At 73.8% G+C, this 16,544-nt stretch carries 14 protein-coding genes and 1 pseudogene; 3 read left to right on the forward strand and 12 right to left on the reverse strand.

All coding sequences use genetic code 11. From position 1 onward, the window contains the following. Positions 1-129: 129 nt before the first annotated feature. Positions 130-684, forward strand: coding sequence for a low molecular weight phosphatase family protein (locus E1211_RS13635; RefSeq protein WP_132349077.1), 555 nt, complete (start codon positions 130-132; stop codon positions 682-684). On the opposite strand, the gene E1211_RS13640 is transcribed toward E1211_RS13635, so the two are convergent. The 11 genes from E1211_RS13640 to E1211_RS13690 form a co-directional block, all read right to left on the reverse strand. Beyond that, entirely contained in the window at positions 668-2,125 is a 1,458-nt protein-coding gene (locus E1211_RS13640) for a polysaccharide biosynthesis tyrosine autokinase (protein WP_132349079.1), read from the reverse strand. The genes E1211_RS13635 and E1211_RS13640 overlap by 17 nt on opposite strands. A gap of 668 nt (positions 2,126-2,793) precedes the next feature. Continuing rightward, positions 2,794-2,991, reverse strand: a complete 198-nt coding sequence (locus E1211_RS13645) for a hypothetical protein (protein WP_132349081.1) — start codon at positions 2,989-2,991, stop codon at positions 2,794-2,796. Positions 2,992-2,995: 4 nt separating this feature from the next. After that, positions 2,996-3,319 (reverse strand): hypothetical protein, encoded by a 324-nt coding sequence (locus E1211_RS13650; protein WP_207915363.1) that lies wholly within the window; start codon positions 3,317-3,319, stop codon positions 2,996-2,998. After that, positions 3,316-3,678 (reverse strand): DUF1622 domain-containing protein, encoded by a 363-nt coding sequence (locus tag E1211_RS13655; protein WP_132349083.1) that lies wholly within the window; start codon positions 3,676-3,678, stop codon positions 3,316-3,318. Before E1211_RS13655 ends, E1211_RS13650 begins: the two co-directional genes overlap by 4 nt. A 39-nt stretch (positions 3,679-3,717) precedes the next feature. Then, complete coding sequence (locus E1211_RS13660; RefSeq protein WP_132349100.1) at positions 3,718-4,305, reverse strand: TMEM165/GDT1 family protein; 588 nt, start codon at positions 4,303-4,305, stop codon at positions 3,718-3,720. A gap of 254 nt (positions 4,306-4,559) precedes the next feature. Continuing rightward, the gene (gene egtD, locus E1211_RS13665; protein WP_132349085.1) at positions 4,560-5,531 is read right to left on the reverse strand and encodes an L-histidine N(alpha)-methyltransferase; all 972 of its coding nucleotides are present in this window, start codon (positions 5,529-5,531) and stop codon (positions 4,560-4,562) included. A gap of 52 nt (positions 5,532-5,583) precedes the next feature. Continuing rightward, positions 5,584-6,324, reverse strand: a complete 741-nt coding sequence (gene egtC / locus E1211_RS13670; protein ID WP_132349087.1) for an ergothioneine biosynthesis protein EgtC — start codon at positions 6,322-6,324, stop codon at positions 5,584-5,586. A gap of 70 nt (positions 6,325-6,394) precedes the next feature. Then, positions 6,395-7,732 carry an ergothioneine biosynthesis protein EgtB gene (egtB, locus tag E1211_RS13675; RefSeq protein WP_132349089.1) on the reverse strand — a complete coding sequence of 446 codons (1,338 nt, stop codon included), beginning with the start codon at positions 7,730-7,732 and terminating at the stop codon, positions 6,395-6,397. Beyond that, the gene (gene egtA, locus E1211_RS13680; RefSeq protein WP_132349091.1) at positions 7,729-8,964 is read right to left on the reverse strand and encodes an ergothioneine biosynthesis glutamate--cysteine ligase EgtA; all 1,236 of its coding nucleotides are present in this window, start codon (positions 8,962-8,964) and stop codon (positions 7,729-7,731) included. The genes egtB and egtA overlap by 4 nt, the downstream gene beginning before the upstream one ends. Before the next feature lie 381 nt (positions 8,965-9,345). Continuing rightward, on the reverse strand, positions 9,346-10,248 hold the full coding sequence (locus tag E1211_RS32490; protein ID WP_165947251.1) for a hypothetical protein: 903 nt from the start codon (positions 10,246-10,248) through the stop codon (positions 9,346-9,348). A 16-nt stretch (positions 10,249-10,264) separates the two neighbouring features. Then, positions 10,265-10,897, reverse strand: coding sequence for an RNA polymerase sigma factor (locus tag E1211_RS13690; protein WP_132349093.1), 633 nt, complete (start codon positions 10,895-10,897; stop codon positions 10,265-10,267). A gap of 527 nt (positions 10,898-11,424) precedes the next feature. Here E1211_RS13690 and E1211_RS13695 point away from each other — a divergent pair. Both E1211_RS13695 and E1211_RS13700 read left to right on the forward strand, forming a co-directional pair. Then, positions 11,425-12,783 (forward strand): serine/threonine-protein kinase, encoded by a 1,359-nt coding sequence (locus E1211_RS13695; protein ID WP_132349096.1) that lies wholly within the window; start codon positions 11,425-11,427, stop codon positions 12,781-12,783. Between the two features lie 157 nt (positions 12,784-12,940). Continuing rightward, positions 12,941-14,203, forward strand: a complete 1,263-nt coding sequence (locus E1211_RS13700) for a nucleotide sugar dehydrogenase (RefSeq protein WP_132349098.1) — start codon at positions 12,941-12,943, stop codon at positions 14,201-14,203. A 51-nt stretch (positions 14,204-14,254) separates the two neighbouring features. On the opposite strand, the pseudogene E1211_RS13705 reads toward E1211_RS13700, so the two are convergent. Then, positions 14,255-16,531: pseudogene (locus E1211_RS13705) on the reverse strand (ABC transporter permease); the annotation flags it as partial. Positions 16,532-16,544 lie beyond the last annotated feature (13 nt).

A 16,544-nucleotide genomic window follows, 5' to 3' on the forward strand; every position in this document is an offset into this window, starting at 1 on the left:
GCGGCAGCGCGACCGGCGGCCGCGGGACGCGCGTACGATTCGGGCAACCCCTCCGCGTCCGGCAGCGACCGCCGGCGCTGCCCCGTCGCGGCCCCACCGACCGCGGCGGTACCGACGAGAGGGGTTCTGATGACCGACCGGGTGCTCTTCGTCTGCCACGCCAACCTGTGCCGGTCCCCGATGGCCGAGTACCTGGCCCGCAAGGTGCTGGCCGGACGGCCGGTGACCGTGCAGAGCGCGGGTACGGACGCGGTGGCGGGACTGCCGATGCACCCGTACGCCGCCGACATCGCCGCGGAGACCGGGGCGGACCCTACCGACTTCCGCAGCCGTCCACTGGACGCCGAGCACCTCGCCGGCGCCACGCTGGTGCTCACGGCGACGCGGCGCCAGCGCTCGGTCTGCACCGCGTTGGCGCCGTCGGTGCTGCACCGGACGTTCACGCTGCGCCAGTTCGGCCGGCTCGCCGCCGCGGCGGAGCCGCCCGAGGACCCGACCGGCGACCCCCTGCGCGCCGCCGTCGAGGCCGCCGCCCTGGCCCGGGGGCGGCTGCAGCCCGCCGCCCCCGGCACCGACGACCTCCGGGACCCGATCGGCGGCACCGCCGCCGACTTCCGCCGTTGCGCCGAGGAGATCGAACGGTCCATACGACCCCTCGCCGCGCTCATCATGGCAGCCGGGTGAGTTCCTGCGTGTGGTCGCTGACGGCGCTCGCCCCACCGCTGTCGCCGTGGCGGGTGGCCTTGGGCCGCTCGGCGGGCGCCTCGGGCAACTCCGTCGCGGCGACCACCCGGTACGCCTCGTACTGGTACGCCTCGGCCTTCGGCATCTTGGCCATGTTGAGCACGCAGCCGAGCAGTCGCACCGAGACCGCGTGCAGTGCCCGGGACGCGGCGGCCACCTGAGTCCGCGAGGTCCGCCCCTGCTGGCTCACCAGCAGGGCACCGTCGGCCTGGACCGCCACGACGACACCGTCGGTCACCGCGAGCAGCGGTGCGGTGTCGATGATGACGATGTCCGCGGACTCCCGAAGGGCGAGCAGCAGGTCCGCCATCGCCTTCGAGCCGAGCAGCTCGCTCGGGTTGGGCGGGGCGGAGCCGCTCGGCAGCACCAGCAGCGACTTGTCGCCCCAGCGCTGCACGACGTCGCCCACCTGGACGTCACCGACGAGCACGTCGGTGAGACCGACACCGGCGTCGATGCCCAGGTACTCGTCGACCTTGGGACGGCGCAGGTCGGCGTCGACGAGCAGGACCCGCCAGCCCGCCTCGGCCAGGGCGATCGCCAGGTTGCAGGAGAGGGTCGTCTTCCCCTCCCCCTGGAGCGCACTGGTCACCGCGATGACCCGGGCCGGCTCGTGCACGTCGACGAAGCGCAGGTTGGTGCGCAGCTTGCGGATCGCCTCGGCGCGCGACGAGGTGGCGGCGTCGCCGACGATCAGCGGCGCGGACCTGGCGCCGGCCTCGAACGGGATCTCGCCGAGCAACGGGCTGCCGGTGGTGCGCTGGAGGCCTGCCGCGTCGCGCAGCCGCACGTCCGCCACGCCGCGCAGGATGGCCAGGCCGACACCGAGCACCAGGCCGATGAGCCCGCCGAGCGTCAGGTTGCGTACCGGCTGCGGCGACACGGGGCTGGAGCTGACCCGGGGGCCGCTCACCACCTCGATCTTGATCGGCGCCTTGCCCTCCGGCGGCGTCTCGACCGTCTGCACGAGTTCGACGAACTTGGCCGCGAGCGTCTCGGTCACCTTCAGTGCCCGGGTCTGGTCGGTGTCGGTGACCGACGCGCGCAGCAGGACGGTGCCGGCCTCGGTCGAGGTACTGACGCTGCGCTGCACCTCCTCGGCGGTCCGGCCGACGGGGTTCTCGGCCACCACGGTCTGCGCGAGCCGATCGCTGGTCAGCAGGTCGGCGTAGGACTTGACGCGCTGCTGGAGGAAGAGGCCGCCCTGATAGGCGTCGGTGACTCCCTGGTTGGGCGTGGTGACGAAGAAGGTCACCGAGGCCTCGTACCGGGGCTGGGCCCGGACGGTGAGGAACGCACTGACGCCCAGGGCCACCATCACGGTGACCAGCGCGACCCACCAGTGCCGACGCACGTGGCGGAGTTGGCGGAGCAGGTCCATCAGGTGCGCCTCCGTGCCGGACCGGTAACGCCAAAGAACTTCACGAAAACCCCCAAGGTCGTCCGTAACTCGTGAAACCATTAAAGCGGCTCATACGGCTTATGTCCGGAGTTATGTATTTTCGGCGACGAGTCGTGCGCCCGAATTACCAACCCGGGAATGACCCATTCGGCATCGGCCGGGCCGCCGGGAAAAGTGGACGGGTCACCCGACGCGCCCGCGCGAGCGGCCCGGAACGACCCCGGCGACCAGGAGCAACGGAGTCACGACGGCGTGTCGACGCAGCGCCGGTGCTCCCCCGTGCCGCCCCGCCGGCGCAGCCGACGCGAGGACCTGCCCGCCTCGCCGGACTCCGCCGTGCCGCCGAGGCGGTGTTGAACTCCTCGCCGACGGGGACGCGCGGACACCGCCGACGCGGACGCCGATCGCCGTCGCGGGCAGCACGTCGGCGGCGAAGGAAAGCGCGGAAAGGACGAGACGCCGGAGCCCGGCTCGGCTCCGGCGTCGCTCGATCTCGCCGCCGACAGCGACGGATCGCGAACTCGACTTCATTGACGTCGGGGTGTCCGGATAACCCGGGCACCCCGACGTCAGGGAACTCGGGAACGATCGAGGCGACCTACGTCAGTCAGCCGCGCGGCCCGAGCGGGCGTTCTCGGGGGTACGGCTCAGTGCCGGTCCTCGGCCTCGTGCTCGTCGTCGGTCTCCTCGTAGACCGCCTCGGCGGCCGGCTCCATCAGATCGTCGCCCGGGACGGCCACCTCCTCGGCCCGGTCCTGCTCGTCCGCCCGCCCGTGCGGCGGCGGCTCAGGGGCGGTGGCGCCACCGGCGAAGCCGTACTCGTTGGGCTCGTCGTGCCTGCTCATCTGGTCACCCTCCCGGTTTCTCCCGCTTCGCCTCTACCGCCAACCGTAAGTGGTGATCGTTCTTCTCGCAGCGGGGCGGGGATTGTCGGCGGGGCCACGGACCGGCGACGTTGAGCGAGGCCCAGACCAGCTGACGCAGCACGATGATGATCACGGCGGCGGCCAGGGCGCTCCAGCTGCGGCCGGTCGCGAGCCGCAGCAACCCGGCGGCGGTCAGCAGGTCGAGCAGCACCCGTACGGCCAGCAGCGCCCGGCCGGTGCCGGCGAGCACGACCGCCGCGCAGAGCAGCGCCAGCCCCGTCACCACGGCGACCAGGAGCGTCGTCACGGGTTCCGCTCCCGTTCGCCCACCTGCTCCTGCTCCTTGCGGATCTCCCGCCCCAGGAAGTAGTTCAGCGCGGTCCGGATGGTGGCGATCGCGGCCAGCTGCCCGACCTGTTCGAACGTCGGCGACACCGCCGTACGCAGGATGTCCGCCGCGAGCTGGAACTCCAGGCCGAGCGTGAGGAACCGGCCGAGGCTGAGCCGGATGGGGGTGAACACGGCGGCGGTGCGGTGCCGTAGCCCCTCGACCACGAACCGCACCGCCGCGAGGAGAGCCCCGACGAAGATGACCAGAGCGCCGGCCACCTCCACCACGCCGACCAGCACCTGGTCGGCGTGGCGCAGAAACTCCTCCACGTCCATGCCGGGCCGTTACCCGGCGACGGCAGGGGTAGTCGGTGCTCAGGTCAGCTCGGCGACGGCCTCGAGGATGAGCCAGAGGCCGGAGATCGCGAAGAGCGCGGCCGCGCCGTACTGGATGGCCTTCTCCGGCAGCCGACGACCGAGCATCCGCCCGACCAGGATCGCGAGGGCGTCGGCGGCGACCATGCCCACCGTGGAGCCGATCCAGGTACCGACCCAGCCGTGCTGGGTCGCCAGCGTGATCGTGGCGAGCATCGTCTTGTCACCCAGCTCGGCCAGGAAGAACGCCACGCCGACCGTCATGATCGCCGACTTGGTCGCCTTCTCCGCCTTACGCCGTTCCTCCTCGGTCAGCGAGTCGCCGCGCAGGGTCCAGGCGGCGAAGCCGAGGAACGCGACGCCGGCGATCAACGAGATCCAGTCCGTCGGCAGCACCGAGCCGAGGCCGACGCCGATCGCCACCGACGCGAGATGCACCACCGTGGTCGCGACCGTGATGCCGATGAGCACCGGCACCGGTTTGTATCGGGTGGCGAACGCCAACGCCATCAGCTGGCTCTTGTCCCCCAGCTCGGCGACGAAGATGACGCCGAAACTGATCACCAGCGCGGCGAGGAATCCCTCCATGACATCCTTCCCGGTCATGCCGGGAGGAGGTACAGGGGCGCCCTCGACCCGGCTGTCACAGCCTGAGTCGAAGGTCTCGCCCGCCCCGCCGGAAGCGGGGCCGCGTGGCCGGATGCGCAAGGCACCAGTATGTCGACCACGACATTGGGGGCTACTCCCCTTCGCGGGACCGAGCTTAACCGATCGGCCCCGTCACCGGCGGCACGGGTCAGCGGATCCGGCCGACCCTCCGGCCGACGGGCGACGCACGCCGCTCACACCGCCCGGGCCAGCGTGACGCCGAAGAACCCGTCCGGGTCGGTCCAGAACGCCCGTCCGGCGAACCCCGCGGCGTCGAGCTCGGCCGCCACGCCCTCCGGGCGGAACTTCGCCGAGATCTCGGTACGCAGCTCCTCTCCGGCGGCGAGCGCCACCTCGAGGTCGAGGTCGGGGATCCGGACCCGCATCGCCCGGTCCGCGCGCAACCGCATCTCGATCCACTCGCACGCCGCGTCCCAGCGCGCCACGTGGGTGAACGCCGAGGGATCGAAGTCCGCCCCGAGCTCACGGTTGATCACCCGCAGCACGTTGCGGTTGAACTCGGCGGTCACCCCGGCGGCGTCGTCGTACGCCGGAACGATGATCGACGGGTCCTTGACCAGGTCCGTGCCGAGCAGGAGCCAGTCGCCGGCCTCCAGGGCGGCCCGCATCGCGACGAGGAACGCCGCCCGCTCGTCGGGGAGCAGGTTGCCGATCGTGCCGCCGAGGAAGAGCACCAGCCGCCGCCCACCGGTGGGCAGTCGGTCCAGATGCCGGGTGAAGTCCCCGACGATGCCGCGTACCCGCAGGCCGGGGTAGTCGGCGGCGATCCGCGCGGTCGAGGCGCGCAACGCGCTGGCCGAGACGTCCAACGGGACGAAGGTGCCCAACCCGCCCCGGTCGGTGAGGGCGTCCAGCAGCAGCCGGGTCTTCTCGGACGACCCGGAACCCAGCTCGATGAGGGTCTTCGCGCCGGTCAACGCCGCCACGGCCGGCGCCCGGCGCGCCAGCACGGCACGTTCGGCACGGGTCGGGTAGTACTCGGGCAGCCGGGTGATCTCCTCGAAGAGCTCGCTGCCCCGGGCGTCGTAGAACCACTTCGGCGGCAGCCACTTCGCGTCGGCGGTGAGCCCGAGGCGGACGTCCGCACGCAGCCCCCGGGCCAGGTCCTGCTCCTCAAGGTGGATCTCCAGCGGCTCCGCGCTCATCTGACGGCACTTCCCTTCACGTGGACGGACCTGCACAAACGCCGGGGCGGGCTCAGCTGATCGGGCACAGGCGCACCCGGCCGGGGGCGGCGCTCACCAGGTGGCCGTCGGGCACCTCGCGCCAGCCGGGGCCTTCGTCGTGCGGCTCGGAGGCCAGCAGCACCGCGTCCCGGCTCTCCCGTATCGAGAGCGCGTGCCCGAGGACGCTGGCCACCGCGGTGCGGCCGTCGGTGAGCAGCACGTTGAGCCGGGAGCCGGGGGCGGCCTCGGCCACCGCCCGGATCGTCCCGGCCACCGCGTCGACCGCGTCGGCGCCGCCGCGCAGCCGGTGCCGCACCAGTGCCCAGAGCAAGGCCGAGTCGGTGGCCGCGTCCAGGGTGAGCAGGTCGCGTACGGGCAACTCGGCGGCGAGCGGCACGACCGTGTCCGGCCAACCCCGGATCACCCCGTTGTGGCTGAACAGCCAGCGCCCCTCGGCGAACGGGGCGGCCGCGTCGTCGAGCACCGCCATGCCGACGGTGGCGGAGCGCACGGCGGCCAGCACCGCGCCGGCCCAGGTCACCTCGGCCAGCTGGGCGATCGTCGGGTCGCTCCAGATCGGCTGGGCACGCCGGTAACGCACCGGCTCACCGTCGCCCGGATACCACCCGATCCCGAAGCCGTCGGCGTTGATGGTGCCCCCGCCACGCATGTCGCGCGGCGCCCAGGACTGGCGGACCAGGGAGAAGGGCGGTTCGAAGAGCAACCGCGCGAGGGTGATGGGCGGGCCGAGATAGACGAGGTGGCGGCACATCAGGCGGCTCCGCCGCAGGCCCCGGCCGGGCCCCTGCCCACCGCCGACGGCTCGGCCCGGCCGGCCACCGTCACGGCCGCGACTCCTCCGGCCGGGCGTCCCGCGCGCAGCGGAACCCGCTGAAGATCTGCCGGCGGATCGGGAAGTCCCAGTTGCGGAAGGTACCCCGGCACGCCGCCCGGTCGGTACCGAACGACCCGCCTCGCAGGACCCGGTAGTCGTCGCCGAAGAACACCTCGGAGTATTCCCGGTAGGGGAACGCGGTGAACCCCGGATGCCCCCGGAAGGTGGTGGAGGTCCACTCCCAGACGTCCCCGATCAGCTGATGCACACCCAGTGGTGACGCCCCGTCCGGATAGGCGCCCACCGGGGCGGGCCACAGGTGCCGTTGGCCGAGGTTGGCGTGCCCGCAGGACGGGTCGTCGTCGCCCCACGGGTACCGGCGGGAGCGTCCGGTCGCCGGGTCCCACCGGGCGGCCTTCTCCCACTCCGCCTCGGTGGGCAGGCGTTTACCCGCCCACGACGCGTACGCCTGCGCCTCGTACCAGCAGACGTGCACCACCGGCTCGTCGTCACGCACCGGCGCCCACCGGCCGAACCGGCGGTAGGACCAGCCGTCGGCGTCGCGCCGCCAGTGCATCGGCGCGGACAGTTCGGCCGCCACCCGGTGCGCCCAGCCGGCGGTGCTCCACCAGCGCGGGTCGTCGTAGCCCCCGTCGGCGACGAACCGCCGGTACTGGCCGTTGGTCACCGGGGTCGCGTCGATGGTGTACGCGGGCAGGTCGACGAGGTGGGCCGGGCGCTCGTTGTCCAGCGCCCACGGGTCGGTGTCGGTGCCCATGGTGAACGGGCCGGCGGGGATCAGCACCTCCCCGCCGACCGGTACCCGCGGTTCGGGCGGTGGCGGGGCGTGCAGCACGGGCGGGCCGGACCGCAGCTGATGAGTGGCGAGCATCGTCTCGTCGTGCTGCTGCTCGTGCTGCACGATCATCCCGAACGCGAAGCCCTTGGCGACCAGCCCCCCGTCCGTGAAACGGACCCCGTCGAGCAGGTCGTACACCTTGTCCCGGACGGTCGTCACGTAGGCCCGCGCCTCGGCCGGGGGCAGCAGCGGCAGGGACGGCCGGTCGCTGCGCGGCTGCTTGAACGCGTCGTAGAGGTCGTCGATGTCCTGCCGTACGGGCGGCCGGCCACCCACGTCGCGGACCAGCCACAACTCCTCCTGGTTGCCGACGTGCGCGAGGTCCCAGACCAGCGGGGACATCAGCGGCGAGTGCTGCCGCATCAGGTCGGCGTCGTCGACCACCTCCGTCAGCAGCGCGGTGCGTGCCCGGGTGCGGTCCAGCTCGGCCGCGATCCGGTCGCGCAGCTGCTCCGTACCGAGCCGGTCGATGCTCGTGTCGGTCACCGGTCTCCCCTCTCCGCGGCGGCTCGTCGCCGTCGTACGCCTCGGTGGATCTCCTCGTTCAGGTCGGTCGGCAGGTCGAGCCCGGGCAGCGCCGCCAAGGCCAGGTCGAGCAGGTGCGCCGCCGCGGTGGCGAGCGCCCGCTCGGCGAGCCCGGCGCGGGCCGCGTCGTGCCACCGGTGCGCCACCGGTGCGCTGGCCAGGTACGCGGCGTGCAGGGCCGCCGGATCGGCGAAGAGCGCGGCCACCACCGCCAGCGGGATCACCCAGTCCCGGCCCGGCTGCGCGTCCAGGTAGCGCAGTTCGAGGTAGCCGCGCGGCCGTACGGGCGGGAAGAGGGTGCTCACGTGGTAGTCGAGGTCGTCGGTGGTCGGCGGACGTGGTAGCGCCCCGGCCAGCCAGTCGGCGAAGGTGACATCGGGTGGAGGTGTCCAGTCGGACCCGGCGGTGCGCAGGCAGAGCAGCGGCGCGGCGAGGACGTAGCGGGTCCAAGCCGTCACCGGGTCGTCGTCGGGGCGGGCCGGCGACCAGACCGGGCGGGTGCGGGCCGGGTCGATGGAGAGCCAGGCCGCCATCCGGGAGGAGGCCCATCCGGTGGGACGTCCGGCGTGGCGGTCGGCGGTGGCGAAGGCCGCGAGCAGCGGCGGCCCGACGGCGTGCGCCACGGCCCAGCGCAGCGGCACCTGCTCGGGCTCACCCGCGTCGAGGCAGATCTGCAGGCCGGCGGTGCAGTACATCATCGTGCGACCGGCTCGGCCGCGCCGGTCGAACACCCGGCGCATCGCGCGGTAGCGGGGCGTCTCCAGGACGGGACGCGGCGGCCGGTACGGGTCGATGCCGGTGCCGCCGAGGGTCAGCCCGGCCCGTCGTAGCAGACCGGTCACCTGCGCGATGTCGGTCTCGGTGGCGCGGACGAGCGCGCCGATCGAGGTGTGCGGCGGGGTGGAGAGCTCCAACTGCCCACCCGGTTCGAGGCTCACCGCGCTGCCGCGCCGCAGCGACTGCGCCGGGCTCGCCTCGTCGAGCGTCACCGGGCTGTGCCGCCCCAGCGCCGCCCGCAACCGTGCCCGGTCGACCCGGAGAGCGGGGTCGGCGACGTCGTGCACGGTCCATTCCAGCTCCACGCCGGTGCGGACCGGCGGGCCGGTCTTGAAGCAGATGCGGGCGAGGTGGCGGGCGGCCGCGGCGGACTCGTGCAGGATCGCGCCGCGATCGAGCTCGGGTGACGTCACCATCGGTCGGCCCCCTCCCGCGCCGGCATCCGGACCGGGTGTCACCGTAGCGGCACCCACCGACACCGTGGGCCGGTGCGGCGGGCCCGTCCACCTTTGTCTAGCAGACCGTCTCGGGACGGCCGGCGCGAACAGCCACGCGAGCACGCCGTCGCGGGCGCCCGCCGACGGCATGGTACGGAGCGGGCGGCCGATCCGCGCGGCGGCGCGGCCCGGCCGGTCGACGGCTGGTCGGCGGGTGGTCCGCGCGGCGTCGACACGGACCAGCCGGGGCCCGGTCACCGGGAAGCCCGGATCCCACTGCCAACCGTCGCCCGGACCCGTACGGCGGCCGAGCGGCCGGACCCGTCCGGTAGCTGGGCCGCCGGGCGGATTCTGCCGTGCTCAGCCTGCCGGCGCGGTGGAGGCCCGGCCTTTCCCGTTGCCCTGGCCGGGGTCGTTGCCCTGGCCCTTGCCCTGACCGTTCCCGTCCCCGTTGCCCTGGCCGTTGCCGTTGCCCTGGCCCTTGTCCTGGCCGTTCCCGTTCCCGTTGCCCTGGCCCTGGCCGTTCCCGTTCCCCTGGCCGTTGCCGTCGCCCTGGCCGTTCCCGTTCCCGTTGCCGTTGCCCTGGCCGGGGCCGTTGCCCGAGTCGGTGGAGTCGGGCGGCGGGGCCGACCTGCCGGCCCGTGCCGGCTCCTGGCAGTACGCCTCCACCTGGACCACCCCGCCGGCCGCCTCGACCAACGGGCGGAACCTCGGGGTGGTGAGCGCCTTCTCCCGCTGGGCCGGCTTTTTGGCCAGATACGCCTGGCACAACCGGACCACCTGGTCGTCCTGCCCGACGTCACCGGAGGGGGCCCCGGCTGTGGTGCTCGGCGCCACCCCGGGCGTGCCGCCGGCGGAGGTGCTCCCGGTGGGGCCGGCCTCGGGGAGGCCGGTCGCGGGCGCCGGACTCACCGGGACGGGCGGCGCCGGTGGCGCTTCCAGGGTGACCGCGGCGACGGCGACGCCCGCCGTCGCGGTGACGAGCACGCCGGCGGCCCAGGCCACCGCACCCGCGGTGAAGCGGCGCCCCCGCGGCGCACGAGGTGTCGCCGGCGCCTCCCGAGCCGCCCGGAAGGCCGCCAACGCGGCCTGCTCCCCCGCCAGCTCGCGCGGACGCGCCGGCGCCGCCGCGGCGGCGAGCAGCTCCGCGAGCGGATCCGGCCGCTCGTCCGCCTCCGCCGGTCGGCTCGTCCGGACCGCGTCGAGAAACCGGTCGGCCGCCGCCTGGTCGGCGAGCCGATCCGACTCGCGACCGTCACTCATCCCGAACTCCCCCACGTCAACCATCCGCCGGTTCGGGACGCGGTGCGCGCGCACGCCGCTCGCCGCGCGGGCGGGGCGCTGCCGCCGCCTCCGACACAGCCGGGGACGGGTCGGCGCCACGCTGCTCCAGCAGCGCGGCGAGCCGCCGCAGGCCGCGGTGCGCGGCGGTACGCACCGCACCCGCCCGACGACCGAGCACCCGGCCCGCGGTCTCGGCGTCGAGGCCGACCACCGCCCGCAGCAGAACGGCCTCGGCCTCCCGGGGCGGCAGGGTGGCGATCAGCGCGAGCGCCGCCTCGGTGCCGAGGCTCTCCCCGGCCCGCTCGGCGGTGTCCGCGTCCCCGGCCAGCTCGTTGAGCGCCTGCACGGGCACCGGCAGCGACGGGCGTCGACGCTGCCGGCGCAGGTGGTCCATGGCCCGGTTACGAGCGATGGTGATGGCCCAGGCACGGAACTCACCGCCGGTGAAACTCGGCAGATCCCGCGAAATCTGCAACCAGGTCTCCGACGCCACGTCCTCGGCGTCCGCCCCCACCAGCGCCGTCACATAGCGCAACAGTCCGGGTTGGATGCTTCGGTACAGGAAGCGGAAGGCGTCCTCGTCACCGGAGCGCGCCTTGGCCACCGCCTCGCTCAGCTCAGCGGTCATGCCGTCGCCGACGCTGCGAACGGCGGATGGCGTCGGTCCCCGAAGCCGGCGAACGCCGCACCGACCGGCTCGTGGACCGGGCCTTCTCCCGCACCTCTTCCCAGCCCTCCGCTGACCCTCGCTCCCCCGGCCGCGCCGGACCGGGCGACCCGTCCGGGGCGCCCCCGGCGCCCCGGTGCCGACGCGAGATCTCACCGGCGTCGTCAGGCGGCCCGAGCTCGGGCCAACGCTAGGATCGGACCACCGGAGCGACAAGCCGACGGCACGTCACAGAAGAGTGACAATTATCTACTACCTCGTCCCGCGTGTCGGAGTAACGGTTCCCCGACCTCAGACGCCGCCCTTTCCCCGCCGCCACCGGCACGGCCACCAGAGGGGCCCACGTCACCGAATCCGCGCGCAGCGTAGTCGATACGTCACGTAGCGACGGGACGGCGGAGCTACGGCCCCGGCGGAGCGCCCGTACCCGCCCCGCGCGCGGGACTGCGCTGTGCGTGCCCTCCGACCGCTCTGGGTACGGTAATCGCGTGTTGTCATCGGAGGTCGTGCTCAGCGGTCGGTACCGCCTGGACGAACGCGTCGCCACCGGCGGCATGGGCGACGTCTGGCGGGGCACAGACCAGGTCCTCGGCCGGCAGGTCGCGGTCAAGGTGCTGCTCCCGTCGCTGGTCTCCGACCCCGATTTCATCGCCCGGTTCCGGGCCGAGGCGCGGATCATGGCCGCCCTGCGGCACCCCGGCATCGTGCAGGTCTTCGACTGCGGCGAGGACGAGCTTCCCGACGGCGGCCGGGCCGACTACCTGGTCATGGAGTTCGTCGACGGCGAGCCGCTCTCCAAGCGGATCGAGGCCGCCGGGAAGCTCGGCGTCGCCGAGACGATGTCGGTCGTCGCGCAGGCGGCGCAGGCGCTGCATGCCGCGCATCGCGGGGGCATCGTGCACCGCGACGTCAAGCCGAGCAACCTGCTCGTGCAGGAGGACGGTTCCGTCGTCCTGGTCGACTTCGGGGTGGCCCGGTCGACCAATGTCACGAGCATCACCAGTACGAACGCGGTGCCCGGCACGGCGCTCTACATGGCGCCCGAGCAGGCGGCCGGGCGACCGGTCAGCGGCGCGACCGACATCTACGCGCTCGGTGCCGTCACCTACTGCTGCCTCACCGGCGCTCCCCCGTTCACCGGGGACAACCCGCTCCAGGTGGCCGTGCGGCACCTGGACGACGAGCCGCCCGAGCTGCCGCACGACATCCCCGAGGCGGTCCGGGCGCTGGTCTCGCGCGCCCTGTCCAAGGACCCGGCGGAGCGGTTCAGCAGCGGCGCGGCGATGGCCGAGGCGGCGCGTACGGCCGTCACCGGCGACGCCGGGCCGACCGCGATGGTCCCAGTGACGCCGCTGCGCGGCGCCGGCCCGGACACGCAGCCGGAGCTCACGCCCGGCGCGCTGGTGGCCGGCGGCCCCGTCCGGCGGGGGCGACCGGCCCTGGTGGGCGCCGCCGCGGCCGTGGTGGTCGCGCTGGTCGGGCTGGCCGCCGCACTGGGCGCGGCGAAGTACGCGGGGGACGCTCCGGCGGTGGAACTCACCCCGACCACACCGGCGGTCACGCCGACCCAGAACACCGAACTGTCGATCGGCAACGAGGTGACGCCCACCGACCCGGACCGGCCGGAGCGGACGAGCGCTCCCCGCACGAGCGCCCCGGCGTCAGCCAGCCCGAGCCAGAGCGCGTCGCCGTCCGAGTCGGCCAGCCCGGAGTCGCCGAGCCCCAGTCCGACGGAGTCGGCGACCGGTACCCCTTCGAGCAGCGCCTCGCCGACGCAGACGACAGATCCGAGCACCGCACCGACCACCCCGGGCGGCGGGGATCCGCCGCAGGGCGGGATCGGTTGACCGACCGGAGGCGGCCCCCGGCCGGGTGACCACGCCGGTTCGCCGGACGTCCGGCGAACCTCAACCGTCCCGATATCCCCAAAGCGGACTTACAACAGCAGACAGCGCCCTACGCTCCAAGCAGGTCTTTTCCACCGTCTTCGTCCCAGGAGCTTGGGTGAGCGCTGAGAAGTTGGTCGTGATCGGCCAGGGGTACGTCGGTCTGCCACTCGCCATGCGGGCCGTCGAGTCCGGCCTTGACGTGGTCGGACTCGACGTCGACGGCAACCGGATCAAGCGGCTCGCCTCCGGCGAGTCGTTCGTGGAGGACATCACCACCGACCGGCTCGGCCGCGCGCTGAGCACCGGGCGGTACCGGCCGAGCACCGAGTACACGGACGCCGAGGGTTTCGACATCTGCGTGATCACCGTGCCCACTCCGCTGCGCGACGGCACGCCGGACCTGAGCTACGTGGAGCAGGCCGGCATCGGCATCGGTCCGTACGTCCGGCCGGGATGCACGGTCGTCCTGGAGTCCACCACGTACCCCGGCACCACCGAGGAGCTGCTGCGGCCGCTGCTCGAGTCGGCGAGCGGCCTGAGCAGCCCCGGCGACTTCCACCTGGGCTACAGCCCGGAGCGGATCGACCCCGGCAACCCGACCTGGCGCCTGGAGAACACCGCGAAGGTGGTCTCCGGTGTGGACGCCGAGTCCCTCGCCCGGGTCGACGGCTTCTACCGGCGGATCGTCGAGCGCACGGTGCCCGTCGACTCGACGCGGGTGGCCGAGCTGACCAAGCTGATCGAGAACACCTTCCGCCAGGTCAACATCGCGCTGATCAACGAGCTGACCATGCTCTCGCACCATCTGGACATCGACGTCTGGCAGGCGATCGAGGCGGCGGAGACCAAGCCCTTCGGTTTCATGCCGTTCCGACCCGGCCCCGGGGTGGGCGGGCACTGCCTGCCGATCGATCCGTGCTACCTCTCCTGGCAGGTGAAGCGACGGTTGGGCCGGCAGTTCCGCTTCATCGAGCTGGCCAACGACGTCAACCACGAGATGCCCGAGCACGTGACGCAGCGGGTGATGGCCGGGCTGAACCGGCGCGGCCGCGCGATCAGCGGATCCCGGCTGCTGCTGCTCGGCCTCGCGTACAAGCGGAACACCGGCGACATGCGCGACTCCCCGGCCGTCGACGTGGCCCAGCGGTTGCAGGCGCTCGGCGCGGAGGTGCACGCCGTCGAGCCGTACGCCGAGGCGCACCAGATCCCCGGCGGGGTGGCCGTCGTGGACCTCACCGAACGGGAGGTCCGGGAGGCGGACGCGGTGGTCGTGGTGACCGACCACGACGTGTTCGACTACGACCTGGTGGCCCGGCACGCCCGCTACGTCTTCGACACCCGTAACCGCTGCTCCGGCGACGTGGTCGAGCGGTTGTAGACCGGCACCGCCGGCCGGTCCCGTCAGCGACAGCGGGACCGGCCGGCGTTGTCACAGGTCGGCCAGCGCCTCCACCACCGGTCGGGCCAGCGCGCGGCGCGCGGGCAACACCGAGGCGAGCAACGCCGCCAGCACCGCGACCCCGAGGATCAGGACGAGCTGGCCGGCCGGCAGCTTCACGTGGAACTCCCCGCCCAGTCGGTTCAGCAGCGCCATCGCGGCGGCGCTCACCCCGGTGCCGAGCCCGAGCCCCAGCAGCGCCCCGACCATCGCCATGAGCATCGCCTCGACGGCGAGCATGACCCGCATCCGCCCCCGGGTGAGCCCGACGGCACGCAGCACGGCGTTCTCCCGGGTGCGCTCCAGGACCGAGAGGCTCAGCGTGTTCGCGACGCCGACCAGGGCGATCACCACGGCCAGCCCGAGCAGCGCGGTGACGAGCGCGAGCGCCATGTCCACGGTGCCCGTGAGCATTCTCTTGTAGGCGGCCTGGTCCATCAGGTTGACCGTCGGATAGCCGGCGAGCACCGACTCGACGGCGGCTCGCGCCCGTCCGGCGTCCACCCCGTCGGCCGGGTCGATCTCCGCCAGGTAACCGCGTTCGGCGGGGAAGACGGCGGTGAAATCGGCGTCGGTCATGTCGACGAGGTGTCCCGCGGACGCCCCACCGCCCGGGGCGGGCCGGCTCCCGTCCTCCACCACGGCCGCCACCCGGAACGTCCGGCCCTTGACGGTGACCGGGTCGCCCACGGCCCAGCCGCGTGCCGCGGCCAGCTCCCGGTGCACCAGCACCGTGCCCGGGCCGAACCGGCTCAGGTCCCCGGCGGTCGCGGTGAGCGTCCGGCCGACCAGCGCGGGGTGGGCGGCGCGCACCTCGATCCCGCCGGTCACCGCGGCCCGCTGCTCGTGCACGAGGCCGAGCTCCGGCCGGGCCGCCAGCGCCGCGGCGAGCCCCGCGGGGAGGTCCGAACCGACACCGGTGACCACGTAGTCGACCCCGACCTGGGCGTCCACGCTTCGCTCGATGCCGTCCTTGGTGCTGTGCGCGCCGACGACGAACGCCGACACCAGACCGATGCCGATCACCAGGGCGTTGCTGGTCGCCGCGATCCGCCGCGGGTTGCGTACGGCGTTGGCCACGGCCAGCCCGGCGGTCGCCCCGATCATCCGGCGCAGCGGCCACCCGACGACCCTCGCGATCGCCGGGACGAGCACCGGTCCGAAGAGGACGATGCCGAAGAAGGCGAACACGCCACCCACCGCCACCAGCGGCACCTGACCGGCGTCGGCCGCGCCGACCAGCGCGGCGATCCCCGCGATGAGCACCAGCGCGCCGGCCAGGAGCCGGAACCGGCCCGCCCGCCGGGTGGACTGCACGGCGGCGTCGGTGAGCGCGGCGACCGGCGCGACACGGGTGCCGTGCCAGGCCGGCAGCAGCGACGCGCCGACGGTCAGCAGCACGCCGAGCAGCATGCTGACCAGCACCGTTGCCGGAGCGAGGGTGATTCCGGCGCCGATCGGGGCGGTCGTGCGGGACAGCAGCGCGGCCAGCCCGGCGGCGAGGCCCGCGCCGAGCAGCACACCGAGCAGCGAGGCGACCAGGCCGACCACCGCCGACTCCAGCACGGCCGCCAGGAAGACCTGCCTCCGGGTGGCGCCGACCACCCGCAGCAGCGCCGTCTGGCGGGTGCGCTGGGCCAGCACGATCGTGAAGGTGTTCGCGATGACGAAGCCGGCCACCACGACGGCGACCGCGGCGAAGGTGAGCAGCGCCATGGTGAACTGCCGGGCGTCACGGACCGCGTCCGCGACCGCGTCGTCGAGGATCTGCTGACGGGTCTTCACCGTCGCGCCCGGACCGGCCGCCGCGGCGAGACGGTCGGTCAGAGCCGTCTCGTCGGTGCCGGGCCGGGCGGCCACCATGATCCTGGCGTACCCCTCCATCCCGGTGACGGCCAGCGCGTCCGGGCCGACCATCCCGATGAACGGCCCGCCGACGTCGCGGGTGGTGCGCGCCACGTCGACGGTGCCGACCAGGGTGTACGGGCGGGCGGCGCCGGTGCTGCCGCCTATCCGTACCGGCGTGCCGAGGTCGAACCCCTCCCGGGTCGCCGTCGGCGCGTCGAGCACCACCTCACCCGGGCGGTCCGGCAACCGGCCGGCGACCACGTCGTACGAGCGCAGCGCCGGGTCGGTGGGGATGGCGGCCAGGACCGCGTAGCCGAGCACGGGGCGGTCGTCGGAGCCGACGATCCCGCCGGTGCCGACCAGCTCACCGTCGGCGGCGACCACCCCGTCGACCGCGCGGATCCGGTCGACAGTGGCGGGCGCTGTCTCTTAT

Origin of the sequence: Micromonospora sp. 15K316 (genome assembly GCF_004348525.1) — a bacterium.
In the GTDB taxonomy this organism is placed as follows: Bacteria; Actinomycetota; Actinomycetes; order Mycobacteriales; family Micromonosporaceae; genus Micromonospora.

What these genes read in the sequence shown, in the direction of transcription:
- E1211_RS13635 (WP_132349077.1), top strand. Translation starts at nt 130, where the DNA reads ATGACCGACCGGGTGCTCTTCGTCTGCCACGCCAACCTGTGCCGGTCC.
- E1211_RS13640 (WP_132349079.1), bottom strand. Translation starts at nt 2,125, where the DNA reads ATGGACCTGCTCCGCCAACTCCGCCACGTGCGTCGGCACTGGTGGGTC.
- E1211_RS13645 (WP_132349081.1), bottom strand. Translation starts at nt 2,991, where the DNA reads ATGAGCAGGCACGACGAGCCCAACGAGTACGGCTTCGCCGGTGGCGCC.
- E1211_RS13655 (WP_132349083.1), bottom strand. Translation starts at nt 3,678, where the DNA reads ATGGACGTGGAGGAGTTTCTGCGCCACGCCGACCAGGTGCTGGTCGGC.
- E1211_RS13660 (WP_132349100.1), bottom strand. Translation starts at nt 4,305, where the DNA reads ATGGAGGGATTCCTCGCCGCGCTGGTGATCAGTTTCGGCGTCATCTTC.
- egtD (WP_132349085.1), bottom strand. Translation starts at nt 5,531, where the DNA reads ATGAGCGCGGAGCCGCTGGAGATCCACCTTGAGGAGCAGGACCTGGCC.
- egtC (WP_132349087.1), bottom strand. Translation starts at nt 6,324, where the DNA reads ATGTGCCGCCACCTCGTCTATCTCGGCCCGCCCATCACCCTCGCGCGG.
- egtA (WP_132349091.1), bottom strand. Translation starts at nt 8,964, where the DNA reads ATGGTGACGTCACCCGAGCTCGATCGCGGCGCGATCCTGCACGAGTCC.
- E1211_RS32490 (WP_165947251.1), bottom strand. Translation starts at nt 10,248, where the DNA reads ATGAGTGACGGTCGCGAGTCGGATCGGCTCGCCGACCAGGCGGCGGCC.
- E1211_RS13690 (WP_132349093.1), bottom strand. Translation starts at nt 10,897, where the DNA reads ATGACCGCTGAGCTGAGCGAGGCGGTGGCCAAGGCGCGCTCCGGTGAC.